The sequence below is a fragment of the Kitasatospora sp. NPDC001603 genome (genome assembly GCF_040298365.1).
Lineage (GTDB): Bacteria > Actinomycetota > Actinomycetes > Streptomycetales > Streptomycetaceae > Kitasatospora.
On record NZ_JBEPAA010000014.1, the window covers coordinates 106900 to 132733 of the forward strand.

The 25834-nt window shown below is 73.8% G+C and carries 19 protein-coding genes and 2 pseudogenes; 13 read left to right on the forward strand and 8 right to left on the reverse strand.

The annotated features are described in order from the left end of the window. Positions 1-148 precede the first annotated feature (148 nt). Complete coding sequence (locus tag ABT263_RS12360; protein ID WP_352290404.1) at positions 149-721, reverse strand: nucleotidyltransferase family protein; 573 nt, start codon at positions 719-721, stop codon at positions 149-151. Positions 722-978: 257 nt separating this feature from the next. Here ABT263_RS12360 and moaA point away from each other — a divergent pair, with 257 nt between their 5' ends. The 3 genes from moaA to ABT263_RS12375 all read left to right on the forward strand — a co-directional run bounded on the left by moaA (position 979) and on the right by ABT263_RS12375 (position 4595). Next, positions 979-1974 carry a GTP 3',8-cyclase MoaA gene (gene moaA / locus ABT263_RS12365; RefSeq protein WP_352290368.1) on the forward strand — a complete coding sequence of 332 codons (996 nt, stop codon included), beginning with the start codon at positions 979-981 and terminating at the stop codon, positions 1972-1974. Positions 1975-2126: 152 nt separating this feature from the next. Beyond that, positions 2127-2879, forward strand: a complete 753-nt coding sequence (locus ABT263_RS12370) for an HNH endonuclease family protein (protein ID WP_502885791.1) — start codon at positions 2127-2129, stop codon at positions 2877-2879. 99 nt (positions 2880-2978) lie between these two features. Then, the gene (locus ABT263_RS12375) at positions 2979-4595 is read left to right on the forward strand and encodes an alpha/beta hydrolase (RefSeq protein ID WP_352290408.1); all 1617 of its coding nucleotides are present in this window, start codon (positions 2979-2981) and stop codon (positions 4593-4595) included. Between the two features lie 93 nt (positions 4596-4688). Here the strand turns inward: ABT263_RS12375 and ABT263_RS12380 are convergent, their stop codons facing one another. After that, on the reverse strand, positions 4689-7121 hold the full coding sequence (locus ABT263_RS12380; RefSeq protein ID WP_352290370.1) for a glycosyltransferase family 39 protein: 2433 nt from the start codon (positions 7119-7121) through the stop codon (positions 4689-4691). Positions 7122-7281: 160 nt separating this feature from the next. After that, a complete protein-coding gene (locus ABT263_RS12385) occupies positions 7282-8400 on the reverse strand; it encodes an alpha/beta hydrolase (protein ID WP_329487115.1) in 1119 nt (372 codons plus the stop codon). A gap of 168 nt (positions 8401-8568) precedes the next feature. Between ABT263_RS12385 and ABT263_RS12390 the strand changes: the two genes are divergently transcribed. From ABT263_RS12390 to ABT263_RS12400, 3 genes and pseudogenes are all read left to right on the forward strand, one after another. Beyond that, positions 8569-9534, forward strand: coding sequence for a hypothetical protein (locus tag ABT263_RS12390; protein ID WP_352290372.1), 966 nt, complete (start codon positions 8569-8571; stop codon positions 9532-9534). A 507-nt stretch (positions 9535-10041) separates the two neighbouring features. Further along, a pseudogene (locus ABT263_RS12395) lies at positions 10042-10659 on the forward strand (S1 family peptidase); the annotation flags it as partial. 201 nt (positions 10660-10860) lie between these two features. Next, positions 10861-11586: pseudogene (locus ABT263_RS12400) on the forward strand (Ig domain-containing protein); the annotation flags it as partial. Positions 11587-11643: 57 nt separating this feature from the next. Here ABT263_RS12400 and ABT263_RS12405 read toward each other — a convergent pair. Beyond that, a complete protein-coding gene (locus tag ABT263_RS12405) occupies positions 11644-12147 on the reverse strand; it encodes a hypothetical protein (RefSeq protein ID WP_352290374.1) in 504 nt (167 codons plus the stop codon). A 173-nt stretch (positions 12148-12320) separates the two neighbouring features. Here ABT263_RS12405 and ABT263_RS12410 point away from each other — a divergent pair, with 173 nt between their 5' ends. Continuing rightward, a complete protein-coding gene (locus ABT263_RS12410; RefSeq protein WP_352290376.1) occupies positions 12321-12695 on the forward strand; it encodes a hypothetical protein in 375 nt (124 codons plus the stop codon). A gap of 497 nt (positions 12696-13192) precedes the next feature. Beyond that, complete coding sequence (locus tag ABT263_RS12415; RefSeq protein WP_352290378.1) at positions 13193-13396, forward strand: hypothetical protein; 204 nt, start codon at positions 13193-13195, stop codon at positions 13394-13396. 236 nt (positions 13397-13632) lie between these two features. Here the strand turns inward: ABT263_RS12415 and ABT263_RS12420 are convergent, their stop codons facing one another. Next, positions 13633-14607 carry a motility-associated ABC transporter substrate-binding family protein gene (locus ABT263_RS12420; protein WP_352290380.1) on the reverse strand — a complete coding sequence of 325 codons (975 nt, stop codon included), beginning with the start codon at positions 14605-14607 and terminating at the stop codon, positions 13633-13635. Positions 14608-14887: 280 nt separating this feature from the next. On the opposite strand from ABT263_RS12420, the gene nicT reads away from it, so the two are divergent. Further along, positions 14888-16009 carry a Nickel transporter NicT gene (nicT, locus tag ABT263_RS12425; protein ID WP_329492064.1) on the forward strand — a complete coding sequence of 374 codons (1122 nt, stop codon included), beginning with the start codon at positions 14888-14890 and terminating at the stop codon, positions 16007-16009. Positions 16010-16344: 335 nt separating this feature from the next. On the opposite strand, the gene ABT263_RS12430 is transcribed toward nicT, so the two are convergent. Then, on the reverse strand, positions 16345-16614 hold the full coding sequence (locus ABT263_RS12430; RefSeq protein ID WP_329487110.1) for a hypothetical protein: 270 nt from the start codon (positions 16612-16614) through the stop codon (positions 16345-16347). 7 nt (positions 16615-16621) lie between these two features. Further along, positions 16622-16828 (reverse strand): hypothetical protein, encoded by a 207-nt coding sequence (locus ABT263_RS12435; RefSeq protein WP_352290381.1) that lies wholly within the window; start codon positions 16826-16828, stop codon positions 16622-16624. Between the two features lie 474 nt (positions 16829-17302). Here ABT263_RS12435 and ABT263_RS12440 point away from each other — a divergent pair, with 474 nt between their 5' ends. Both ABT263_RS12440 and ABT263_RS12445 read left to right on the forward strand, forming a co-directional pair. Then, on the forward strand, positions 17303-18289 hold the full coding sequence (locus ABT263_RS12440) for a helix-turn-helix transcriptional regulator (protein WP_329487108.1): 987 nt from the start codon (positions 17303-17305) through the stop codon (positions 18287-18289). Positions 18290-18685: 396 nt separating this feature from the next. Then, the gene (locus ABT263_RS12445) at positions 18686-21115 is read left to right on the forward strand and encodes a DUF8508 domain-containing protein (RefSeq protein ID WP_502885792.1); all 2430 of its coding nucleotides are present in this window, start codon (positions 18686-18688) and stop codon (positions 21113-21115) included. A gap of 77 nt (positions 21116-21192) precedes the next feature. On the opposite strand, the gene ABT263_RS12450 is transcribed toward ABT263_RS12445, so the two are convergent. Continuing rightward, complete coding sequence (locus tag ABT263_RS12450; RefSeq protein WP_352290383.1) at positions 21193-22137, reverse strand: SGNH/GDSL hydrolase family protein; 945 nt, start codon at positions 22135-22137, stop codon at positions 21193-21195. Between the two features lie 332 nt (positions 22138-22469). Between ABT263_RS12450 and ABT263_RS12455 the strand changes: the two genes are divergently transcribed. Together ABT263_RS12455 and ABT263_RS12460 are read left to right on the forward strand one after the other, a co-directional pair. Further along, positions 22470-24125: an FAD-binding dehydrogenase gene (locus tag ABT263_RS12455; RefSeq protein WP_352290385.1), complete on the forward strand. Its 1656-nt coding sequence runs from the start codon at positions 22470-22472 to the stop codon at positions 24123-24125. 330 nt (positions 24126-24455) lie between these two features. Continuing rightward, positions 24456-25834, forward strand: a 1379-nt coding sequence (locus ABT263_RS12460) for a protein kinase domain-containing protein (protein ID WP_352290387.1), incomplete at its 3' end; no start/stop codon positions are given.

Genomic DNA, 25834 nt, shown 5'->3' on the forward strand with positions numbered 1-25834 from the left:
CCCATGCTCCCCGAAACGCGGGGGCCGCGGCGCGGAATGGGGCAATCCTCAGGGACAGATCAGGGGTGTGCGGTCGATCCCTCGTCGGGGAGGAGGAGCCCGCCCCACCCCGTGGGGGGACCGGCCGCCGGTCCGGACCGGGAGAGGATCACCCCGTCGTCCAACGGGCGAGGTCGGCGGGGGTGTCCAGGTCGTCGGGGACGGCGATGTCGGCGCACTCGACGAGCGTGATCCCGTCGGCGTGCGCCGCCAGCAGAGCCCGCGCGCCGGAGTCGCCGGTGGCGCCCGCCGCAGCCTCGGCGAAGTGCCGGGCGCCGATCAGGACGGGGTGCCCGCGCCGCCCCGCGTAGGCCGCCGCCGCCAGCTCGGCGCCGGCCCGGTGGGCGGCGAGCAGCCGGGCCACCGCCGCCGGGGTGACGCCGGGGGTGTCCACCAGCATCACCAGGACGGCCGAGGCCTCCGGCGCCAGGGCGGCCAGCCCGGCCCGCAACGAGGAGCCCATCCCGCCGGCCCAGTCCGGATTGGCCACCAGCCGGCAGCCCGGCAGATGGGCGGTGGAGCGGACCCGGTCCCCGGCCGCGCCCAGCACCACCGTCACCGAGGCGCAGCCGCCGGCCCGGACCACCCCCGCCGCGTGCTCGACCAGCGGCCGGCCCCGGTACCGGATCAGCGCCTTCGGCCGGCCGCCGAGCCGCCGCCCGCCCCCCGCGGCCAGCACCAGGGCGGCGACCGGCCGATCACCACCCGTCCGGCCGCTGGTCCCCGTGCGGTCACTGCTCCCCGGCCGGTCACTGCTCCCTGTCCGGCCGCTGGTCCCCGTGCTGTCGCGCATGGACCCAGCCTGCCCGTCCGGGGTGCCCCGGCGCAGCCGTAGGAAGCCACAGTTGGACGAACGCACAAGGAGAATCCGCAGGTCGGGGCAGCTCCCCGGTGGTTCGGCCGCTGGTATCCCGGCCCGGTTGCCCCTGTACTGGGCCGATGAACACCGCACCGCGCCCGCTGTCGGACCGCTTCGGCAGGGTCCACACCGACCTGCGGGTCTCCCTCACCGACCGCTGCAACCTGCGCTGCACCTACTGCATGCCGGCCGAAGGCCTGAACTGGCTGCCGAAGGCCGAGGTGCTGAGCGACGACGAGGTGGTCCGGCTGGTGCGGATCGCCGCCGGGCGGCTGGGCATCGGCTCCGTCCGGCTGACCGGGGGCGAGCCGCTGCTGCGCCGCGGCCTGCCGGACCTGGTCCGGCGGATCACCGCCCTCGGCCCCGAGGTCTCGCTGACCACCAACGGCATCGGCCTGGCCCGCACCGCCGACGCGCTGCACCGGGCCGGCCTGCACCGGGTGAACGTCAGCCTGGACACCCTGCGCCCCGAGCGGTACGCGGCGATCACCCGCCGGGACCGGCTCGCCGACGTCCTCGCCGGCCTGGCCGCCGCGCAGGCCGCCGGGCTCGCGCCGGTGAAGGTCAACGCGGTGCCGGTGCGCGGGGTCAACGACGACGAGATCCTCGACCTGGTGGAGTTCGCCGCCGAGCACGGCTACCGGATGCGGTTCATCGAGTCCATGCCGCTGGACGCGCAGGGCGCCTGGGACCGGGCGACGATGGTCACCGCCGACGAGATCCTCGCCGTCCTCGGCACCCGGTGGGACCTCGTCCCGGTCGGCCGGGACGGGAACGCGCCGGCCGAGGAGTGGCGGATCGCCGGCACCGGCACCGTGGTCGGCGTGATCGCGTCCGTCACCCGCCCGTTCTGCGGCGGCTGCGACCGCGTCCGCCTCACCGCCGACGGCCAGTTGCGCAACTGCCTGTTCGCCACCGAGGAGTCCGACCTGCGGGCACTGCTGCGCGGCGGCGCGGACGACGACCGGATCGAGGCCGCCTGGCGGGCCACCATCGGGCGCAAGGGCCCCGGCCACGCGATCAATTCCGCCGACTTCGTCCAGCCGGACCGGCCGATGTCCGCGATCGGGGGCTGAGCCCGGCGGGAGGAGGCGGGGCGGGGCCCGGGCGGGCGCCGGGGTGTGAGCTTCGACATGCTCGAACGCTCCGTGCCGCGCCGCCTTGACGGCCCGTGGGGCGACTGGTCTGCTGGGGCGCCGTCAGCCACCCCCCCAGTCCGGGAGTCCCCGTGCCCGCCCGCCGCACCGTTCTGCTCGCCGCCGTCGCCTTCCTGATATCCACGCCGGCGCTGGCCGGTTGCACCGGGGGTGCCGGGAAGCCGGCCACCGAGGCGGCCGGGCCCGCCGGCGCGGGCACCAGCCCGCTGCAGAATCCCGACGGCACCAGGCCCGGCCTGGCGCCGCTGACCACGCCCGAGGAACGGAAGGCCGGCCGCGACATCATCGCCGGGGTCGCCACCGCCGCCGCCGGACCCAAGGACGGCTACGACCGTGACGAGTTCGGCCCGGCCTGGACGGACAACGTCGACGGCGTCCCGGGTGGCCACAACAACTGCGACACCCGCAACGACCTGCTGGCCCGGGACGGCCGCTCGGTCGAGCACAAGGACGGTTCGGCCTGCACCGTCACCGCCATGACCATCGACGACCCGTACACCGGGAAGACCGTCCGGTGGAGCAAACAGCAGGCCTCGAAGATCCAGATCGACCATGTGATGCCGCTGTCCTACGACTGGCAGATGGGCGCGTCGACGTGGGACAAGGCCAAGCGCGTGCAGATCGCCAACGATCCGCTCAACCTCGTCCCGGCCGACGGCTCGCAGAACGCCTCCAAGGGTGACTCCGGTCCGGCCGCCTGGCTCCCGGCCAACACCGCCGTCCGCTGCTCGTACGCGGTGCGCTTCGCCCAGGTCTCGCTGAAGTACCGACTGCCCGTCACCGAGGCGGACAAGAAGGCCATGCTCCAGCAGTGCGGCGGTTGAGGAAACGTTCCGTCACGCTTTGCCCCCCTTCGCCGTCCGCCGGCCGATCACGATATGACCGGTGTGACGGTCAGGTGATATTCGTGTGCGGTGCATTCGATGATCACCCGGTTCTCCCGGCGCGCCCTGCCCGCGGCCGTCGCCGCCGCCCTCCTGGCCGGCTGCGCCGGCTCGGGCGGATCCACCGCCACCGACGCGGCCTCCGGCACGCCGTCACCTGCCGCCGCCCCGGCCACGCCCAGCGCGTCGCCGACCACCCCGCCCACGCCGACGCCCAGGCCCACCGGCGCGGCCGACCCGGCACTGGGGCCCTTCTACGGCCAGCAGATCGCCTGGGCGCCCTGCGCCGACGACCCGAAGACCGCCAAGGTCGACGAGTCGGTGCTGCAGTGCGGCTCGCTCAACGTCCCGCTGGACTACGCCCATCCGGCCGGCGACCCGCTGGCCGTGGCCGTCGTCCGGGTCCCCGTCGCCAGGCAGGACCAGCGGCTCGGCTCCCTGCTGGTCAACCCCGGCGGCCCCGGCGGCTCCGGCGTCGGCATGGTCAAGGCCGCCCCCGCGCAGTTCGACGGCCCGATGCACGACCGCTTCGACGTGGTCGGCTTCGACCCGCGCGGCGTCGGTCTGACCACGCCGCTGAACTGCCTGGACGACAAGGCCCGCGACGAGTGGCTCGCCACCGACACCCCGGGCGACGACCACGGCAAGGTGCTCGCCGACGCCTGCCAGGCCAAGTTCGCCAAGCTGCTGCCGTTCATCGGCACCCGCGACACCGCCCGCGACATGGACGTCCTGCGGGCCGCGCTGGGCGACCAGAAGCTCAACTACTTCGGCATGTCGTACGGCACCTACCTCGGCAGCCTCTACGCCGAGGAGTTCCCCGACCGGGTCGGGCGGCTGGTGCTGGACGGTGCGGTCGACCCGTCCGTGCCGCTGGCCCAGCACAACATCGTGCAGTACGCGGGGTTCGAGCGCTCGCTGCGGCTCTTCGCCGCGTACTGCGCGAAGCAGGACCAGTGCCCGCTCGGCAAGGACCCGGCCAAGGCGGCCGACAAGCTCGCGGAGTTCCTCGACGGTCTCAAGGCGAAGCCGCTCACCACCACGAGCGGGCGCGCCCTCACCGCCAACGCCGCCTGGGCCGGCGTGCTCGACAGCCTCTACGGCGACGAGAAGACCTGGGACGCGCTGCGCAACGACCTCGGGTGGGCCATGGTCCGGAGCAAGGGCGACAACCTGCTCGCCCGCGCGGACGGCGCCTACGGCCGTGACGAGAAGGGCCACTACGGAGTCTCCGCCGACGCCTACACCGCCATCCACTGCGCCGACGGCGCGACCGCCGTCCCGACCGGCGAGGCCCTCCAGGCCGCGTACGCCGACCTGGCGGCGAAGGCCCCGCTGATCACCCGGCACGAGCCGAGCCTGGCGCTGTTCGACCCCGACTGCCGTGCCTGGCCGTTCCGTTCCGCCGAGCAGCCGCACCCGATCGTCTCGAAGAGCGATGCCCCGATCGTGGTGGTCGGCTCGACCGGCGACGCGGCGACGCCCTACGCCTCGGCCGAGAAGCTCGCCGCCCAGCTCGGCAACGCCGTCCTGCTCACCCGCGAGGGCGAGGGCCACATCGGCTACGGGCGGAGCAAGTGCGTCCGGGCCGCGGTCGACGCCTTCCTGACGGACGGCACCGCGCCGGCCGCCGGAACGCGCTGTCCGACCGACTGATCCGCGCCGAACGACGACGGAGGGGACGCACCGCCGCTGGGCGGTGCGTCCCCTCCGTCGTTCTCCCGCGGCTCCCGGCTCAGGGGGCGCGGCTCAGGGGGCGGGCGTCTGCGTCAGGTCGTAGAAGGTGGTGCCGCCCACCGTCTTCGCGGTGAAGTGGCTCGCCACCCAGGTCTCGATCTGGGCGGTCTGCGACTCCTGGGCGCCGCCGTCGGCACCGGTGGTCGGACCGGCGGTCGCGGCGGGATCGGTGCCGGTGCCGGTGCCGGTGCCGGTCCCCGTGCCCGTGCCGGGCCCGGCCGTCCGGCGGGAGCCGCCGCTGATGAACCAGTGCACCTTGCCCTCCCGGACGTACTGCCGGAAGGCGTCCAGGCCGAGCGACGGGTCGGTGCCGTTGAAGCCGCCGAGGGCCATCACCGGTTCGCCCGAAGCGAGTTGGTAGCTGGCGGCGGTCTGCGAGCCGCCGGTCGCGGCGGCCCAGGCGTAGCGGTCGGCGTCCTGCCGGAGCAGGGCGGCGGCCTCGTCGCTCACGCTGGCGCCGTTCAGCAGCCCGCCGATGCCGCCGGGGGCGCCGCCGGCCATCCCGCCGCCGCCGAAGCCACCCGTGCCGCCGAAGCCGCCGGCTGCGCCGCGTCCGTTGCGGCCGCCGCCGGTGCCGTCGGTGCCCGTGCCGCCCGCGCCGTTCGGGGCCCCGCCGGGGAGCTGCCCGGGCGCGCCGCCCTGACCGGGCGAGCCCTGCTGCCCGTTGAGGAAGAACCGGCCGTCGCCGCCGGGCGGCATCCCGCGCATCCCGCCCGGCCCCATCCCCCGCCCGCCCGCGACCGCCGGACCGGCCGTCACGATCGAGCCGGTGTGCGGCGTGTTCACGGTGTCCACCGCGTACGCCGCCGGACCGCCCAGCGCCGCCGCCAGACCCACCAGCCCGACCGTCGTGGCGAGCCGTGCCGCCAGCCGCCCGGCCAGCAGCAGCGCCGCCCCGGCGGCGAGCCCGCCGACCAGGACCGCCCAGCGCAGCCACGGCAGGAAGTCCGCGCTGCGCCCGAGCAGGACGTACGCCCAGACCGCCGTGACCGCCAGCGTGGCGCCCAGCACCGCGGCGTAGGGCAGCCGGTGCCGGACCCGCCAGAGGCCGTCGACGCCCATGCCGACCAGCGCCGCGACCGCCGGGGCCAGCGCCACCGTGTAGTACTGGTGGAAGATGCCGGACATGAAGCTGAAGGTCAGCGCGGTGCAGACCAGCCAGCCGCCCCAGACCAGGAAGGCCGCCCGGGCGGTGTCGGTGCGGGCGTAGCGGCGGGTCGCCCAGAGCCCGAGCAGCAGCAGGATCAGCGCGGCCGGCATCAGCCAGGCGATCTGCCCGCCGATGTCGCCGTCGAACAGCCGGGTGATGCCGGTCTCGCCCCAGCCGCCGCCGCCCATCGCGCGGCCGCCGCCGGGCGGTGCCTCGGCCCCGGCCATCAGCCGGGCGCCACCGCCGCCGACACTGCCGGTCTCGTCGCCGTTGAGCCGGCCGAAGCCGTTGTAGCCGAAGGTGAGCGAGAGGAAGCTGTTGTCCTGCGAGCCGCCGATGTACGGGCGGGCCGAGGCCGGCACCAGCTCGACCACCGCCACCCACCAGCCGCCCGCCACCACCATGGCCAGGCCGGCGGCCAGCAGTTGCCGCACCCGCCGCCAGAGCCCGGTCGGCGCGACCACCAGGTAGACCAGCGCGAACGCGGGCAGCACGAGGAAGGCCTGGAGCGTCTTGGTGAGGAAGGCCAGCCCGAACATCACTCCGGTGAACACCAGCCACCGGGTACCGGCCGCCTCGGTGGCCCGCAGCAGGCCGTACGCGGCCAGCGTGAGCAGCAGCACCAGCAGCGCGTCGGGGTTGTTGAACCGGAACATCAGCGCCGCCACCGGGGTCAGCGCCAGGGCACCCCCGGCCAGCAGGCCGCCGAGCGGCGAGAACCGGCGGCGCACCGTCGCGTACAGGGTGGCCACCGTGGCGACCGCCATCAGCGCCTGCGGGGCCAGCACCGACCAGGAGGAGAGGCCGAAGAGGCGGGCGGAGAGCGCCATCGGCCAGAGCGCGAGCGGCGGCTTGTCGACGGTGATGAAGTTCCCGGCGTCCGAGGAGCCGTAGAAGAAGGCCTTCCAGCTCTGGCTGCCCGCCTGGGCGGCCGCCGAGTAGAAGGAGTTGGCCCAGCCGGAGGCGCTCAGGCCCCAGAGGTAGAGGACGGCGGTGGCGGCCAGCAGCGCCAGCAGCGCGGGGCGCACCCAGCGCGGGTCGTCGGCGCGGCCGCGCCAGGACCGGGCCGCCAGGGTGCGCAGCCGGCCGGCCCAGGACGACGGGCCCTTGGGACCGGCGGCGGGTGGCGGGCACGGCGGGAAGAGCGCCTCGGCCGGCGCGGGGGCGGGAGCCGCTCCGGGGACGGGGGCGGGGCCGGGGAGCCCGGGGGCCGGCTGCGGCACCTCCGGCGGCGGATAGTTCGCGGCCTCCGGCCACGGTTCGCCGGCCGGAGGGGAGAAGCTGGTCGTGGTCATGGACGCTACGCTCGGCCGCCCGGCTGAGAGGACCGTGAGACCGGGCTGTGAGCCGTCTCTAATCCTGCCGGGGCCGTGCGGACGGCCCCGGCGGCCGGGGCGGGTCGGTGAGCGGTGGCCGCGCGGAGGGGTGTGCGCGGCAGGGTGTGCGCGGCGGGTGCTACGCGGCCTGGGGCATCGTCAGGTGCTTGCCCAGCCACTCCATCGCCGGCGGGATCTCCCGCGTCCAGGTGTGGAAGTTGTGGCCGCCGGTGTCCAGGGTGATCGTGGAGAGCTTGGTCGGCGCCTTGAACGCCTTCACCATGTCCTGGGTGGCGGCGTAGTTGTTCTCGTCGTGGGCGGTGGCCAGCAGCAGCGAGACCGGCGCGGCCGGCTGGTTCTGCAGCCGCCACAGCAGGTCGTTCTCCTGCTTCAGCCGGCTGTCGCCGCCGAAGAGGTCACCGGTGGTCTCGTCGATCGGCGCGGTGTAGTAGCCGGAGAGGGAGACGGCGGCCCGGTAGGCGTCCGGCTTGCGCAGCGCGAACTTCAGCGCGCAGTAGCCGCCGGTGGAGTTGCCGATCACGGCCCGGTTGGCCGGGTCGGTGCCGATCCGGTAGGTGGTGCCGAGCGCCTTGGGCAGGTCGCTGGTGAAGAAGGTCTCCACCTGCGGGCCGTTCGGGACGTCCACGCACTCGGTGTCCCGGTTGTTGACGAGGGTCGGCCGCATCATCACCAGGATGGTCGGCGGGAGCTTCTTCTGGTCGATCGCCTCCAGCGCGGAGGCCGGGTACTGCATCAGCGAGATCAGCTTCTCGGGGGTGCCGGGGTAGCCGGCCAGGACCAGGGCCATCGGGAACTTCTGCTGCGCGAAGTCGGGCTGGAAGTACTGCGGCGGCAGGTAGACGAAACCGTCGGTGCTCAGGCCGCTGCCCGCTCCTTTGACGGAGACCTTGTGGATCAGGCCGACCCGCTCCGGGTTGGAGCCCTGCTGGGCGTAGAACTTCTGCTCGCCGGTGATGGCGACGGAGGCGTTCGGCTGGTGGTCGACCACCGTGCCCGGCCCGCCGTTGGTGCCCAGGAGGTCGGTCCAGGAGCTGTAGAAGCCGAAGTAGCCGTTGGCGATCAGCCCCATCGCGACCAGCACCGAGATCTGGGTGGCGAGGAAGGCGCCGATCCGCCCGAGCCAGGCCTGCCAGCCGCGCCCGCCGAATCTCGGCCAGAGCCACATCGTGGCGGCGAAGACGCCGATCGCGAGGAGGGACGCGATGATCTGGAGGGGGAGTCCCGTAAGCCTGAGCACGTGACCGATCGTAGTTGACGGGCGGTGGCACCCCGTGCGCCCCTCTCTGCGCCCCACCTGCGCCTCAACACGCCCCTTGTGCGCCCTGTTGACCGCGTGACAAAGGCTCGGGATCATGTCCGCGGGGAATGCACGGAGCGTGCATGAGAGATCACCGGGGGAGCGGGCATGAAGTCCTTCGTCAAGGTCGGCCTGGCGGCCGGCACAACGCTGCTGCTGGCGGCGTGCTCCAGTGGAGGGTCCGGAGGGGCGGACTCCTTCGGCCTGGGCCCGGGCAAGAGCGCCCCGGCGTCGGCGAGCGCCAGTGCGAGCCCCAGCCCGACCCCCACCCCGACCCCGACGCCGACCAAGCCGCCGTACGGGCCTGTCCTGGTGAGCTACATCGACCCGGTCAGCGCCGCGCTCGGCAAGCTCAACGCCTCCGCCGGTCTGGACGCCTTCGCCACCACGCTCCAGGAGGCGGCCACCGCCGCGTCCTCGGCCGGCAGCGGCCTGGGCCTCGCGGGCGAGCCGGCGGCCGTCAGCACGGCGCGGCGCCAGCTGGTGACGGCGCTCGGCCAGCTCTCCACCGACCTGACCAAGGTCCGCAGCGACATCAAGGCGAAGAACCTCTGTGCCACCACCTCGGCCTTCGCCCAGGTCGGCCTCTCCGAGGGCCTCAAGGCGGTGCCCCCCGCCCTCGCCCAGATGGCCGCCGCCGGGTACCCGACCACCTTCAACGTCCCGCAGACCCCGCAGCTCCAGACCCGGTCACTGGAGAACGGCACCATGGTCCGCTCGGGCCGCCTCAAGGGCGAGGGCGTCCTCAACGTCGACAACGGCGGCAGCTCCGACGCGGTGGTCTCGCTCGCCCAGAACGGCAAGTCGATCCACTCGGTCTACGTCGGCAAGGGGAAGAAGGCGTCCATCGAGGGTGTCGAGGACGGCACCTACGACGTCTTCTTCGCCGGCGGCGTCGACTGGGACCCGACGCTGAAGGCGTTCACCCAGAGCTGCGACTTCAGCAAGTTCGACGACAGCATGGCCTTCGAGACCGGTCGCACCTACACCTCGTGGTCCATCACCCTCCAGCCGGCGGTCGGCGGCAACGCCAAGACCAGCGACGTGGACGAGGACACCTTCCCGCAGCCGTAGCGGAAGAAGTACCCGCGGCGGGCCGGGAGCCCGCGGCGCCGTCGGCCGGCCCGGCCGGCGGCGTTGTCCTGCGTGGGGTGCCGTCCCGTGTCGCGGGCGACGTGCGCCGGGGCGGCGAGCGGTGTGCCGACGAGGACGGGCAGATCCAGGTGCCGGTGGTGCCGGCGGGGGCGGGCAGGTCCCGGGTGGGCCTCGGAATCTGCGACATCTGACGGTTCACCCGGTGGCACCGGTCCTGCCGCCGCACCGCCGGGCAGGCCCGCGGGCGGCGCCGCGGACCTGTGGTGCACATCTCGAACCTGCCTCCCGGGTAGCAGGTTTGGGGCGGGGCGCGTGCTGCGACCTCGGGTGATGGGGCGTAGGGCGGCGAAGGCCGTGGCAGCGGCGCGGAATCGGTGGCGCGAGTTCTGTCGGCATGGTTGACCCGTTGAGGTGGGCATGGCACTTTCGTGCGGCGCGGGCGTCCGCGACCGGTCGTACGCCCCGCAATCCCCCACAAGGAGAAGCATGTTCAAGAGACTTGCCGCCCTCGTCGGCGCAAGCGCCGTCGTCGCGGGTGGGCTGACCCTCGCCGCGACCCCCGCCCAGGCGGTCCAGGCCGGCGATCTGACGTCCACCATCGCGCTGAGCAACTGCTCGGCCTCGCTGGTCCGTTACCCCTCGTCGGTGGACACCGACCGGGCCCTGATGCTCACCAACGGCCACTGCCTGCCGACGATGCCGGCGGCCGGACAGGTCATCCAGAACCAGAGCGTCAGCCGCAGCGGCACGCTGCTCGGCTCCTCGGGCAACTCGCTCGGCACCGTCCAGGCGGACAAGGTCCTCTACGCGACCATGACCGGCACCGACGTCGCCCTGTACCAGCTGACCGACACCTTCGCGTCCATCACCACGAAGTTCAGCGCCACGGCGCTGACGATCAGTGACACGCACCCGGCCGACGGCTCGGCGATGTACATACCCTCGTCGTACTGGAAGCAGGTGTGGAACTGCTCGGTCAACGGGTTCGTCGACACCCTGCGCGAGGACGAGTGGACCTGGCACGACTCGCTGCGCTACAGCGCGGGCTGCAACACCACGCACGGCACGTCCGGTTCGCCGATCGTCGACGCCGCCACGAAGAAGGTCGTCGGCATCAACAACACCGGCAACGACGACGGCCAGATGTGCACCCTCAACAACCCGTGCGAGGTGGCGGCCGACGGCACCACCAAGGCCACCAAGGGCCAGAGCTACGGCCAGGAGACGTACTGGTTCACCACCTGCCTCGGCACCGGCCGGGCCATCGACCTCAACGTCAGCGGCTGCCTGCTCACCAAGCCGGCCGGCACCAGCGTCTCGGTGACCAACCCGGGCAGCCAGAGCACCGCGCTGAACGGCTCGGTCAACCTGCAGATCTCGGCCTCCGGCGGCACCGCCCCGCTGACCTTCACGGCCACCGGCCTGCCGACCGGCCTGTCGATCAGCTCCAGCGGCAAGATCACCGGCACCGCCACGGCCGCGGGCACCTACAACGTGACCGTGACCGCGAAGGACGCCGCCAACAAGACCGGAACCGCCGCCTTCACCTGGACCGTCTCCGGCGGCGGTGGCGGCACCTGCACCCCGGCGCAGCTGCTCGGCAACGCGGGCTTCGAGACCGGCGGCGCCGCGCCCTGGACCGCCTCCAGCGGTGTCGTGGACAACAGCGCCTCGCAGGCCGCGCACGGCGGTTCGTGGAAGTCCTGGCTGAACGGCTACGGCTCCGCCCACTCGGACAACCTCTCGCAGGCGGTGGCCGTCCCGGCCGGCTGCAAGGCGTCGCTGAGCTTCTACCTGCACATCGACACGGCGGAGACCGGCTCTACGGCGTACGACAAGCTGACCGTCTCGGTGAACGGCACCGCGCTGAAGACCTACTCCAACGTGGACGCGGCGGCCGGCTACCAGCTGCGGACCTTCGACCTCTCGTCCTACGCGGGCCAGACGGTCACCGTGAAGTTCGCGGGCACCGAGGACGCCTCGCTGCAGACCAGCTTCGTGATCGACGACACGGCGCTGCAGACCAGCTGACGCCTGCGCCGTAGTCCCCTCGGCCGCCCGGTCCCCGACCGGGCGGCCGTTCGCGGGTCAGAACAGCCGGTGCCCCTTCACCCAGACGCTGCGCTTGCCGTTGGCGCCCACCAGCCGGAACTTGTTGATGCCGGGGTAGGACCAGCCGACCCGGAAGAAGCTCAGCCCGAAGACGAACGCGAGGAAGGCCCACAGGAGCAGGAGCCCGAAGCCGTCCGTCGCGTCCGGGTCGTTCTCGTCCACGGTCTGCCCGCCCAGCTGGACCAGCATCGGAACGACGACCGCCAGCGAGAGCAGCAGCACCGCCCCCACCACCAGGTAGATCCACCGCTTCCGGCGCGCCGTGGAGCGGCTCTCGACCCTGGCGCAGAACGCCCGCCGGCACCGATCGCAGGTGAACGACGCCACCGCGCTGCCCTGTGGAGGGCGCTTGCGGTCCTCGCCCGAGATGATGCCGATGCTCCAGTTGACCCTCGTGGCGGTGAGCCCGGCCTCGACGCTCACCCGGCACCCCAGCGCGATCGAGTACCGCTCCTCGATCGACGGATTCCTGACTCCCATACGTCCCCCCCTGCCGCCCGCGCCCGCCGCGGGTGAGCCAGGGTACCGCCCGAGGCCGGTCCGAGGGGTCGGAATGCAGCCCAAGTTCCTTCATTTCCACGTGTGTTGATGTCAGTTGGCTCCGGGGTGGTGAGAGTGGCCCTCTGGAGGTGCCCCTTCTCTGGTGTCGTCGGGTGCCGGTGCTGCTCCTGGCCACCGGGGGCTTCCTGGTGGGCGCCGGGGGACCGCACGCGGCCCTGCCCGCGGCGCCGGTGGCACCGATGACCTCGGAGGAGGTGACGCGGCTGGGTTCCGGGCTGCTGCCGCCGGGTTCGGTCGAGGTGATGTACGCGGGTACGCCCGGTGTGGCCGGGGGCAACGGTGACGTCTACCGGACCGACGGGACGTTCCTCTTCGACGACGGCAAGGGGGCCAGCATGATCTCCTACACCGTCGACCGCACCGAGCTGGCCCCCGGGGCGGGCGCCGTCTGCATGGACCCGACCCGTTCAGCACGCCGCAGGACTCCTGCGAGCGCACCGACGGCCCCGACGGGTCGGTGCTGGTGATCGACAAGTTCCGGGACCGGACCGACCCGGCCCAACGGGAGTGGCGCGCGACCTGGGCGGCGCCGGACGGGCCGGATCCGGATCATCGAGCACAACGGCCGGCCCGCCGCGGCGAATCGGGAGGAACCGCCGCTGGACGCCGAGCAGTTGCGCGCGCTGGTGACCTCGCCGGCCTGGCAGCGGGTCATCGACGCGCTGCCGGCCCGGGCCAACCCGCCGGTGCCGCCCGGCTCGTCGGCCACGCCGACCGGCGACCCGACCCCGTCGGCGGCCGACGTGCTCGCCCGGCTGGTGCCACTGCTGCCGCCGGGTACCACGCGGACCCCGGTGCCGGGCGGGGACGGTGCCAACCTCCTGGTGACCGCCGAGGAGCGGACCAGCCTGCTGACGGTGCACACGGGGCCGCCCGGCGCGCGGGGGCGGGAGGACCGCGCGTTGGCGCTGTCCGGTCCCCGACCCCGCTGGAGGTCCGCGAGGTCCTGGCCGACGGGACGCTGGTGGTGGTCAACCGGTTCGGGAACGGCAAGACCGCCGTCGATCCGGTCCTGCACCGGGCGGCCGCGGTGTACTACCCGGACGGCCGCCAGGTGTCGCTCTACGAGCAGAACGGCGAGAACGGCTACACCGCCCGGCCCGGCACCCCCGCACTGAGCCTCGACCAGCTGAAGGCGATCGTCACCGACCCCGTCTGGCGGTCCTGACCCCGCCCCCGCGCCGCCGCCGGGACCGGTGGCGGCGCGGGGGTCCGCCCCGTGGGGTGGGTCACGGTGCGGGGGATCCGCTGCTGCCACGCGCGGGTGGCGGGGGGCCCGCTCGGCGGGCCACGGTGCGGGGCGGGCCGGAGCCCGCCCGCGCCGCAGGCGTCAGCAGTCCGACCCTAGGGGAGGATGCCGGCACTGTTCTGGTGAGCGGGCCCCGGCGGGGCGCGACGGGGGCGTCAGGCCTTGCTGAGCCAGGCGGTGGCGTTGAGGGCGAGGGCGGCGTTGGTGCCGGCCGGGTCGTTCCAGCCGTCGAAGAGGGTGTTGCCGGACTGCCCGGTGCCGTCGTCGGCCGGGGAGCTGTCGCCCCAGATCGCGACCCGGCCGCTGCCGTAGCCGCTGGTGACGAAGAAGGCACCGGTGGTGCCGCTGTAGCCGGTCCGGTAGAGCAGGCCCTTGACGGAGGGGTTGTCGGCGGGCTTCAGGGTGAAGGTGGTGCCGGAGCGCAGGATCGAGCCGGTGACGGTGCCGAAGGCGCCGTGCAGGACGGGGTCGGCGGGGTCGTTGACGGCGCGCGGGTTGTCGGTGGAGATGTTCTTGACGTCGACGCTGAAGCCGAAGGGGTCGTTGTTGTCCACCCCGTTGTTGGTGAGCAGGTCGTTGATGACGGCGGGGGAGTCCCAGCCGTCGTTGTTGCGGTCGCTCTGGTTGTGGTCGGAGATCAGGAAGAGCCCGCCGCCGTTCTGCACGAAGCGGATCAGGGCGGCCTTCTCGGTGGCGCTGAAGCGGACGTTCGGCTCGGGCACCACGAAGGTGTCGAAGTTGGCGAGGTCGAGCGCGGCCCCGGTGCCGTAGCTGATGGTGGAGCCGGCCGGGAGGGTCTTGAGGCTGTACTGGCCGGTCTTCTGCAGGGCGACGCCCCAGGCGGAGAGCGCGCCCGTCCAGCTCTTCTCGGTGCTGGGGCTGGCGTTCTGGGCCAGCGGGTCGGGCTGGCTGGTGGAGATGATCCAGTCGGCGTTGCCGGCGGTCTCGGCCTTGGTGTTGTCGAACAGCACCCGGTGGGGGGCGGCGGCGGTGGCCGCGGTGGGGGCGGCTGCGGTGCCGGCCGCGGTGCGGGCGGTGGGGGAGGCCGAGGCGGTGGGGGCCAGGCCGGAGAGGCCGGCCGCGAGGAGGGCCGGGGCGACCAGGGCGGCAGCCGTTCTCATGCGGATCATGTGCCGTTCCTCCGTGGGGAGTTGAGGTGTCGGCGCCCGAGTATTCGCGCGTAGATCCGAGTATCCGCGCGCGGTCCGTCCGGTGAAAGCCTCCGGAGGTTACGGGTATTTGTACGGTACATGGCGATCTTTGGGAGGACCGGAGCGCTTCCGGAACGCGCCCTCCGCGCGCCGTCACGTCCCGACCGCCCCGGACCAGTACTTGCGTATGACTTGCAAGTACTTCCTCGCCGAGGGAAAGATGGCCCAGCTCCGCCCGCTCCCCCGAAAGGACGACACGATGTCCAGCCCCGCCGCAGGTGCCACCGCCGTCAGATGGCGCGACCGGCTCACCCGTGAGGAGTGGATCCGCCTGGCCGGCATGGGCGGCTTCATCCTCGCGCTGCACGTGATCGGCTGGTTCACCCTCCTCGCGGTCATCGCACCCGAGCACTACGACGTCGGCGGGCAGGTGTTCGGCGCCGGGATGGGCCTCACCGCCTACACCCTCGGCATGCGGCACGCCTTCGACGCGGACCACATCGCGGCCATCGACAACACCACCCGCAAGCTGATGGGCCAGGGCAAGCGACCGCTCTCGGTCGGCTTCTGGTTCTCGCTGGGGCACTCCTCGATCGTCTTCGGCCTCTGCGCGCTGCTCGCCTTCGGCATCCAGTCGCTGGCCGGCCAGGTCGAGTCCGACGACTCCACCCTGCACGACACCACCGGCCTGATCGGCGTCTCCGTCTCCGGGACGTTCCTGCTGCTCATCGGCCTGATCAACCTCGGCGCCTTCAACGGCATCCTCAAGGTCTTCCGCAAGATGCGCGAGGGCGAGTTCGACGAGGCCGAGCTGGAGCAGCAGCTCGACAAGCGCGGCTTCATGAACCGCATCCTGGGCCGGGTGACCAGGGCCGTCACCAAGCCCTGGCACATGTACCCGGTCGGCCTGCTGTTCGGCCTCGGCTTCGACACCGCGACCGAGGTCTCGCTGCTGGTCCTGGCGGGCGGCGCGGCCGCGTTCCAGCTGCCCTGGTACGCGCTGCTGGTGCTGCCGGTGCTGTTCGCGGCGGGGATGAGCCTGCTGGACACCATCGACGGCTCGTTCATGAACTTCGCCTACGAGTGGGCGTTCTCGAAGCCCGTCCGCAAGATCTACTACAACCTGACCGTGACCGGTCTCTCCGTCCTGGTCGCGCTGGTCATCGGCTCGATCGAGCTGATCGGGCTGCTCGGCGAGAAGCTGGACATCACCAGCGGGCCGGTCGCCTGGATCGGTGAGCTGGACCTCAACTTCGTCGGCTACGCCATCGTCGGCCTCTTCGTGCTCACCTGGGCGGCGGCGATCGCCTACTGGAAGCTCGGCCGGGTCGAGGAGAAGTGGTCGGCGGGCCTGGCGAGCGCGGCGGAGAAGGCCGAGTAGCGGCGGGGCTCCGCGGGCGGGCGGTCGGCGCCGGCCGCTCGGAGCGCGCGAACGGCGGGCCGGTCCGGGGTTCTCCCCCGGACCGGCCCGCCGTTTCGTCGTTCGGTCCGTCTGTGTCCGGCCGCGTCTCTCCCCATCGTCCCGGCTCCGCCCGGAGCCCGCTCGGAGCCCGCCCGGAGCCCGCCCGGACCGGCCGGCCGACCCGCCCCGGGGGCGGAGCGCGGGTGCCGGGCACCCGGACGGAGCGGTGAGCGCTCGAAATCGGCCAAATTTCCGAGGGATGGGGATCGGTGGAAACCCCTACGGAAGGCCGGAAAGCGGCGCCGGCGGTGCCGTCAGGGCATCGCGGGCGCGAAGCGGCCGGTCGGGCCGGCCGCCAGGGTGCGGTCGAGCAGGGACAGCGCCCGCAGCTCGGCCACGCCCTGGTCCGGCGCGCGGACGTACAGCACCAGTCCCACACCCCCCGGGACGGCGCAGGCGCGCACGTGCTCCAGACCGTCGCCCGGCCCCGCGCACCCCCACACGGCTGCCTGGACGTCGGCGGCCCCCGCCTCGCCCGTCGGCGCGGCGGAGACGTCCAGGAGGGTCAGGTGGACGGGGAACACCGAAGGGTCAGTCCCAGCCGATGCCCGGGTTCCCGGTGGGGGTGGTGTCCCAGCCGATCGCCGCGGGCAGCGGGTGGTCCCAGCCGATGCCGGTGTCGGCGGCCACGCCGGCGGTGACGGCGGCGGCCGGCTGGGCGGCGAAGGCGGGCGCGGAGACGCCGGCGAGGGAGAGTGCGAGGGCGGCGGCGGCGAGCAGCCGGACGGTCTTGGGCACGGCGGTTCCTGTTCTGGGCACAGTGGTTCAGGGCGCGAAGGGGCAGAGCGCGGGGGAGGTGTGCGAGCGCGGGGCGTTGGAGCGCGGGGGAGGGTGCACGCACGGGGAATCCTCCCCGGTGGCGGCCCCCGGGCGGGAGGGGCGGCGGCGGGCAGCAACAGGCCAGGCAGCAAGCTGCAACCTCCTGGCGAAATCCCCGCGGATGCGCCCACCGGCCGGCCCGCCCGCGTCGGCCGGTCCGCCGGCGGGGTCGTGGGCGCGGCGGCGGTACCGCTCGCCAGGGCCGCTGCCGGTGCCCCTCGGGCGACACCCCCGGTACCGTTCCGGCGGGGCTGTCGGCGTGGTTCCCCGCCGGGGGCCGGCGTACACCCGAGTCGCTTGACCGGATCATGCCTTGTGACGCCGGTGTCACGGCGCAAGGATCGAGCCGCAGATCGCCCGATAATCCCATTGCGACGAGCAGGGGTCATTGAAGTGCTGGAACTGCTGGGCCTCGACACCACCGCGGAGGCCGTCTACCGCGAGATGCTGGCCGACCCCGAGGGTGGCGTGGTCGAGCTGTGCCAGCGGCTCCGGCTGCCCGAACGCGCCGTCCGGGAGGCGCTCGACCGGCTCGCCGACCTCACCCTGCTGCGCGCCTCGCGGGACCGCCCCGGGGCGTTCTGGCCGGTCAGTCCGGAGCGCGGACTGGAGCTCCTGCTGCGCCGTCAGGAGGAGGACCTCGCCCGGCGCCAGCAGGAGCTGGCCGTCTCCAAGGCGGCCGTGGCGCGGGCGGTGGCCGAGTACGCGACGCTGCGTGCCAGCACCCTGGTGGACGGCGGCGAGCGGCTGGTCGGCCTGGACGCCATCCAGGCCAAGCTGGAGGTGCTGACGGCCCGGCTGACCTCCGAGTGCCTCGCGGTGATGCCCGGCGGCGCGCAGTCCGCGGCCAGCCTGGCCGCCTCCCGGCCGCTGGACGAGGACGCCCTGGTGCGCGGGGTGAGCCTGCGCACCATCTACCAGGACAGCGTCCGCAACGACCCGGAGACCCTCGGGTACGCGCAGTGGATGACCGGTCTCGGCGGGCGGGTGCGCACCGCGCCGGTGCTGCCGCCCCGGATGCTGGTCTTCGACCGCTCCACCGCCGTGGTGCCGATCGACCCGGAGAACACCCGGCTCGGCGCCCTGTGCACCGAGGAGCCGGGCATCGTCGCCTCGCTGGTCGCGCTCTTCGAGCAGACCTGGGAGACGGCCGTCCCGCTCGGCACCCACCGGGCCGAGGACGCCGGAACGGGCCTGAGCGCCGGTGAGCGGGAGCTGCTGCGGCTGCTCTCCACGGGGCTCACCGACGACGCGGCGGCCAAGCGGCTCGGGGTCTCGGTGCGGACGGTGCGCCGGCAGATGGCCGCGCTGATGGAGCGGCTGGACGCGGGCAGCCGGTTCGAGGCGGGCCTGAAGGCCGCTCAGCGCGGCTGGCTGTAGCGGCGGTCGGGGGTGCGGCCCCCACGGTGACGATCTGCCGGGGCGGCCCGTCCGCCGGGAGCGGCATCCCCTCGGCCCCGGGAGTGACCGTCAGGGCGGCGGCGGGACCCCGCCGGGCGCCCGACCTGTCGCGCGCGTCACAGCTTCGGGTGTGATCTCGCCGACGGTCTCGATTGTTCACCGCCGAGGTCTTGTCGCGTCATTTTCTACGCGCGTATCTTAAGGCGCTGCGGGGGGCCGTCCAGGATCCCCGGGCCCGCGCCTCTACGCGGGTAGCGCACTCGCGCCCGTCTGACCCACCCTCACGTCCCGGCAGCCCCACGACTGCCGGGCCGCTCGTGCCACCCCCGTTGCCGTGCCGCTGCGCGCCACGACGAACCAAGGAGTCCCGTCCAGGTGACCACCTCCCCCGCTTCCCGCCCGCGGTCGCGCCGCACCCTGCTCCGCGCGACCCTCCTTCCGGCCGGCCTGGCCGTCTCGCTGGTGCTCGTCCCGCTGCCGGCCGCGGTGGCCGCGCCCTCGGCCGACGCGGTGATCGCCGAGGTGTACGGCGGCGGTGGCAACTCGGGTGCCACGCTGAAGAACGACTTCATCGAGCTGGCCAACAAGGGCGGCGCCGCCTTCGGCCTGGACGGCTGGAGCGTGCAGTACATATCCGGCACGCCCGGCGCGAACTCCCAGTGGGGCGTCACCCCACTGACCGGTGCGATCGCCCCCGGCACCCGCTACCTGGTCGCCGAGGCGGCCGGCGCGGCCGGCACGGTCGACCTGCCCACCCCGGACGCGGCCGGCTCGCTGGCCCTGTCGGGCACCAGCGGCACCGTCGCACTGGTCCGCGGCACCGACCCGCTGACCTGCAGGACCGCCGCCGACTGCGCCGCCGACCCGCGCGTGCGGGACCTGGTCGGCTTCGGCACCGCCGTCGTCCACGAGGGCTCGGCCGCCGCCGCCGGTGCCTCCAACACCGCCTCGGTGGCCCGCAAGGCGGGCCTCCCGGACACCGACGACAACGCGGCGGACCTCGCCGCCGGCGCCCCGAGCCCGACCAACAGCAAGGGCGAGGTCGCCGAGGGCTCCACCCCGACCGGCCCGACCGAGCCGGGCACCGTCCGGATCCACGACATCCAGGGCACCACCCGGCTGTCGAGCCGGACCGGCAAGACGGTCGCGGGCGTGCCCGGCATCGTCACCGGCGTGCGCGGCTACGGCTCCAAGGGCTTCTGGATCCAGGACCCGAACCCGGACGCCGACCCGGCCACCAGCGAGGGCGTCTTCGTCTACACCGGCAGCGCCAACCCGACCGTCAAGGTCGGCGACTCGGTGCTGGTCACCGGCAAGGTGACGGAGTACTACCCGAACTTCAACGGCGGCTCGCAGTCGCTCACCCAGCTCACCGGCCCGGCCGTCACCGTGCTCTCCTCGGGCAACCCGCTGCCGGCCGCGGTCGAGGTCGACACCCGCAACATCCCCGGCACCTACACCCCGCAGGCCCCGGCCGGCGGCACCGTCGAGTCCCTGCCGCTCCAGCCGGAGAAGTACACCCTGGACTTCTACGAGTCGCTGGAGGGCATGCGCGTCCAGGTCAAGGACGTCCGGGTGATCCAGGCGACCGACAAGTACAACGAGCTCTGGGTCGCGGCCGACAAGCAGGACCAGAGGAGCCGGCGCGGCGGCGTGCTGTACGAGTCGTACGAGGAGCCGAACGTCGGCCGCCTGATGGTGCAGCAGCAGGCGCCGGCCGCCCAGCAGCCGTTCCCGGTCGCCAACGTCGGCGACGTGCTGACCGGCACCACCGACGGCCCGCTGGACTACAACAGCTTCGGCGGCTACACCCTGGTCGCCGGCACCCTCGGCGCGCTCCAGGACAACCACCTGGCCCGCGAGGTGACCGCGCAGCCGGCCGACCGCGAGCTGACCATCGCCACCTACAACGTGGAGAACCTGGCGCCCGGCAACCCGGACGCCAAGTTCGCCGAGCTGGCCCAGGCCGTGGTCACCAACCTGCGCTCGCCCGACGTCCTCGCCCTGGAGGAGATCCAGGACAACAACGGCGCCAAGAGCGACGGCACGGTGGACGCGAGCCAGACCGTCGCCAAGTTCGTCGCCGCCATCAAGGCGGCCGGCGGTCCGGCCTACGACTGGCGCTCGATCGACCCGCAGGACGGCAAGGACGGCGGCGAGCCCGGCGGCAACATCCGCCAGGTCTTCCTCTTCAACCCGCAGCGGGTCTCCTTCACCGACATCGCCGGCGGCAGCGCCACCGCCGCGGTGGACGTGGCCGGCACCGGCGCGGCCACCGCGCTGACCGCCTCGCCCGGCCGGATCGCCCCGGCCGACGAGGCCTGGGTGAACAGCCGCAAGCCGCTGGTGGGCCAGTTCTCCTTCCGCGGCAAGAAGGTCTTCGTCATCGCCAACCACTTCAACAGCAAGGGCGGCGACCAGGGCATCGACAGCCGCTTCCAGGCCCCGGCCCGCAGCTCCGAGGTGCAGCGCCTCAAGCAGGCCACGGTCGAGCAGGCCTTCGTGGCCAAGCTGCTGGCCGCCGACAAGGAGGCCAAGGTGGTCTCGCTCGGTGACTTCAACGACTACCAGTTCTCGCCCGCGCTGGCCGCGCTGACCAAGGACGGCGTGCTGCGCGACCTGGTGAACGAGCTGCCGGAGAAGGAGCAGTACTCCTACGTCTACCAGGGCAACTCGCAGGTGCTGGACCACGTCCTGGTCAGCCCCGAGGTCGGGTACGCCAAGTACGACGTCGTGCACATCAACAGCGAGTTCGCCGTCCAGGCGAGCGACCACGACCCGCAGGTGGTCCGCATCAAGCCGTAGGGCCCGCGGCACGACCGAGGGGGCGGTGACCGGAGTTCCGGTCGCCGCCCCCTCGAGGTTCCCGCCCGCGCCCGCGGCTACTTCAGGGCGGCGAGCACGGCGTCCGCCATCACCTTCTCGCCGGTGGCGTTGGGGTGGAAGGGGACGGCCGGGGAGCCCGGCAGCGCGCCCTCGATCCAGCGGTCGTCCGAGCAGACGTCGTGGCCGACGGTCGGGGTGGCGGTGTCCACGTAGGTGGCGCCGCCCGCGGCGGCGGTGGACCTGAGCATGGCGTTCAACTGGCGGAGCACGCCGTACATGTACTCGACGTCCCCCGCCGTGACGGGCTGGCGCAGGAAGCACTCGGAGCCGTCTGCGGGCAGCACGGACGGGTAGCCCACCAGCAGGACCCTGGCGCCGGGTGCCTTGGCGTGGATGCGCTTCAGGGTGTCGGCGATCTGCGGCCGGGCGGCGGCGATCCGGTCGGCCAGGTCGTCGTTGCCGTACTGCCAGGACCAGCTGGACCAGTCCCAGTAGCCGTGGTGGAAGACGTCCTTGCAGGGCGTGCCCAGCGGGTTGACCGCCGCGCCGGCGATGCAGACCCCGACCAGTTCGCCGAGCCCGAGGTCGGTGGCGCCGAGGTCGTTGCCGCCGATGCCGAGGGTCACCAGGTCGGTGTCGGCGGTGACGGCGTCCAACTGCGGGTCGTTGACCCGGATGAACGCGTCGTACTGGGGCTGCGTCATCGCCTTCACCTTGGCGGCGGCGCAGGTGACGTCGGTGTAGGCGGTGGCCTTGAGGGCGGCCGCCACCAGGTGGCCGTAGTTGCGGTCGGAGCGCAGGCACAGGCCGGCCGACTGGCCGGGCACCCCGGCGCCGGCGGCGTAGGAGTCGCCGAGGGCGACGTAGTGGCGGGGGGCGGGCGTGGCGGCCTGCGCGCTGGTGGAGGTCAGGGCGAGGGCCGCGCCCAGTGCGGCGGCGGCGAGCAGGGCGGGCTTCCGGGAAGTCCGGGTCGTGCGGCGTTTCCGGGCAGGGCTGAGCACGGGTTCCTCCTGGGGGAGAGAGAACGAGTGGGGGGTCGCGCCAGCCGGGCCACAGCTTTACTACTGACAGGTAAGTTACCGCCAGGTTTCGAATGCGTCCATGCCCGGTGCGGAAATTCCCGAAAACCCGTCAGAAGCATTTCGGAATAACGCTCCACCGTGTATCGGAGGTATTTCCGAAACGCCCCGGAGCGGAATTGCCGCCGCAGCTTGTTACTCACCGGTTGACGCGCCCCGCCGCAGGCCGCAGTATCGGGCGCACGCCGCACCGCCCGAACGCCGCACCGCAGGACCACCGGCCGCACCGCCGGACCACTGATGGAGGAGAGCGCATGGCCCTGGACGCCGATGTCATCGTCATCGGAGCCGGTCTCGCGGGCCTCGCCGCGACCGCCGAACTCGCCGACGCCGGACGGCGGGTGATCCTGCTCGACCAGGAGCCCGCGGCCTCCTTCGGCGGGCAGGCGCACTGGTCCTTCGGCGGTCTCTTCCTGGTCGACTCGCCCGAGCAGCGCCGGATGCGGATCCGCGACTCGCACGCGCTCGCCCTCCAGGACTGGCAGGGCACCGCCGGCTTCGACCGCGCCGAGGACGCCTGGCCGCGCCGCTGGGCCGAGGCCTACGTCGACTTCGCGGCGGGGGAGAAGCGGGCCTGGCTGCGCGCCCAGGGCGTGCGGTTCTTCCCGGTCGTCGGCTGGGCCGAGCGCGGCGGGCTGCTGGCCGACGGGCCCGGCAACTCCGTGCCCCGCTTCCACATCACCTGGGGCACCGGGCCCGGCCTGCTCGAACCCTTCGTCCGCCGGGTCCGGGCCGCCGCCGAACGCGGCCTGGTCGACCTGCGGTTCCGTCACCGCGTCACCGGCCTCTCCGCGCACGCCGGGGTCACCGACACCGTCGCCGGCGAGGTGCTGGTGCCCAGCGACGCGGCGCGCGGCGAGGCCAGTTCGCGCGAGGTCGCCGGCCAGTTCGAACTCCGCGCGCAGGCCGTGATCGTCACCTCCGGCGGCATCGGCGGCAACCACGACCTGGTCCGCAAGGCCTGGCCCGCCCGGCTCGGCACCCCGCCCGAGCGGATGCTCTCCGGCGTCCCCGCCCACGTCGACGGCCTGATGCTCGGCATCACCGGCGAGGCGGGCGGCAACCTGATCAACGGCGACCGGATGTGGCACTACACCGAGGGCATCGAGAACTGGGACCCGATCTGGGCCCGGCACGGCATCCGCATCCTGCCCGGCCCGTCCTCGCTCTGGCTGGACGCCCGCGGCCGCCGGCTGCCCGTCCCGCTCTTCCCCGGCTTCGACACCCTCGGCACCCTCGAACACCTGCGGACCACCGGGCACGACCACACCTGGTTCGTGCTCAGCCAGAAGATCATCGAGAAGGAGTTCACCCTCTCCGGCTCCGAGCAGAACCCCGACCTCACCGGGCGCTCGGTGCGCGGCGTGCTCGGCCGCGCGCTGCCCGGCGCCCCCGGCCCGGTCCGCGCCCATCTGCGGCACGGACCCGACTTCGTGGTCGCCGGCAACCTGGCGGACCTCGCCCGCGGCATGAACGCCCGCACGCGCGAGGCGCTGATCGACCCGGACGAGCTGCGCCGCACCGTCGAGGCCCGGGACCGGCAGCTCGCCAACCCGTTCGCCAAGGACCTCCAGGTCACCGCCATCCACGGCGCCCGCCGCTACCTGGGCGACAAGCTGATCCGCACGGCCGCGCCGCACCGCATCCTCGACCCGGCGGCCGCCCCGCTGATCGCCGTCCGGCTGAGCATCCTGACCCGCAAGTCGCTCGGCGGGCTGGAGACCGACCTCTCCGCCCGGGTGCTGCGGCCCGGCGGCGAGGTGCTGGAGGGCGTGTACGCGGCCGGCGAGGCGGCCGGCTTCGGCGGCGGCGGGGTGCACGGCTACCGCTCGCTGGAGGGGACCTTCCTCGGGGGCTGCCTCTTCTCCGGCCGCACGGCGGGCCGGGCGGCGGCGGCCGCGACGGCGTAACGGGCGGCGGCCTTCGCGCCGCAACAGCCCTGGGCTGCAGTCGAGTTGGCCCGGGAGTGTGCGGCGGCCGGCGTGGAGCCGGGCTGCACCGGTCGGTCCCGGGCACCCGCACCCACGCGCCCGTCACCGGCCTTCGACGGCTGTTCGACGGCCACCATCCGGCCCCGGGCGGGGCCGTGCCGACCCTGCCCGGTAGCGTCTGATGCTCGCCGCGGCCCGAACGGCCGGGTCCGACCGGTACCGGTGGCGCGGCGGGCGGGGGAGAGTGGTGGCAGCACAGGCCGTGTTGGTGACGACCCGTTGGGGCGGGGCACTGCGAAGGGGCGGGGCATGAGTGGTCGGGGGACCGTACTCGGAGGTCGGTACGCGCTGACCGAGTGGATCGGTGGCGGCGGCATGGGCGCCGTCTGGCGCGCCGACGACCGGGTGCTGGAGCGGCAGGTCGCCGTCAAGGTCCTGCACGCGGGACTGCTGGAGGAGGGGACGTTCGCGTCGCGGTTCCGGCGCGAGGCCCAACTGCTCGCGGCGATCAGCCACCCGGGCATCGTGGAGGTCCACGACTACGGGGAGCAGGGTGGCGACGCCGGGCACGGCGCCGAGGGCGAGCGGATCGCCTACATCGTGATGGAACTCGTCGAGGGACGGCCGCTGGACAAGGCCCTCGCCGAGGACGGACCGATGCCGCCCGAGCGGGCGCTGAGCCTGCTCGCCAGGGCGCTCGACGCGCTGCACGCCGCCCACCAGCAGGAGATCGTGCACCGGGACGTCAAGCCGTCCAACCTGATGCTGGGGGACGACGGCCGGGTGACGGTGACGGACTTCGGCATCGCGCGGGCGCTGGTGAGCACCACGCTCACGGCGACCAACGTGGTGGTCGGCACCGCCCTGTACATGGCCCCGGAGCAGGCCGGCGGCGGCGGTGTCACGCCGGCCTCGGACCTCTACTCGCTCGGCGTGGTCTGCTACGAACTGCTGACCGGCACGCCGCCGTTCACCGGCGAGAGCGTGGTCGAGGTGGCGCTCAAGCACGTCCAGCAGCCGGCGCCGGAGCTGCCCGGTGAGTTCGCGCCGGCCGTGCGGGAGTTCGTCGCCCGGGCGCTGGCCAAGCGGCCGGGGGACCGGTTCGCCGACGCCGCCGCGATGGCGGCCGCGGCACGGGAGGCGGTCGGCGACAGGTCGGCGCCGGTCGCCGCGGTGGTGCGTCCCGTCCCGCCCGCCGTGCCCGGGACCCCGGTGGCCGGCGCCCCGGCGGCCGAGGTCGCCCGGGTGGCACGCCGGACCGGCGCCGAGCCCGGTGCGGGCCGGCGGTGGCGCCGCCTCCTGGTGCCCGTCATCATTCCGGTGGTCATCACCGGTGGCGCGGCCACGGTCGTGCTGGTGGAGCGGGGCCCGTTTCACACGCAGACGCAGACGCAACAGCCCGGTGCGCAGCCGGCGGTGTCGGTGTCCGCCGGCCCGCTCACCGACAGCCCGGCGGCGACCGCGTCGCCGACCGGGGAGCTCCCGGCCACGCCGGCGCCGGGCGCGGAGCCCACGCCGGGCGCTCCACCGGCCGCGGAGCCCGAGTCCGGCGGAGCGCCCGTGCCGGCCGGCCGCGGCGCGCCGGGGGTGCCGGGCCCGGGCGCGGCCCCGCGACCGGGCGGCGGGGCGGCGGCCCGCGGGGAGGGGGGGGGCGGGGGGGGCGCCGGGGGGTGCCCCCCCCGCAGGGG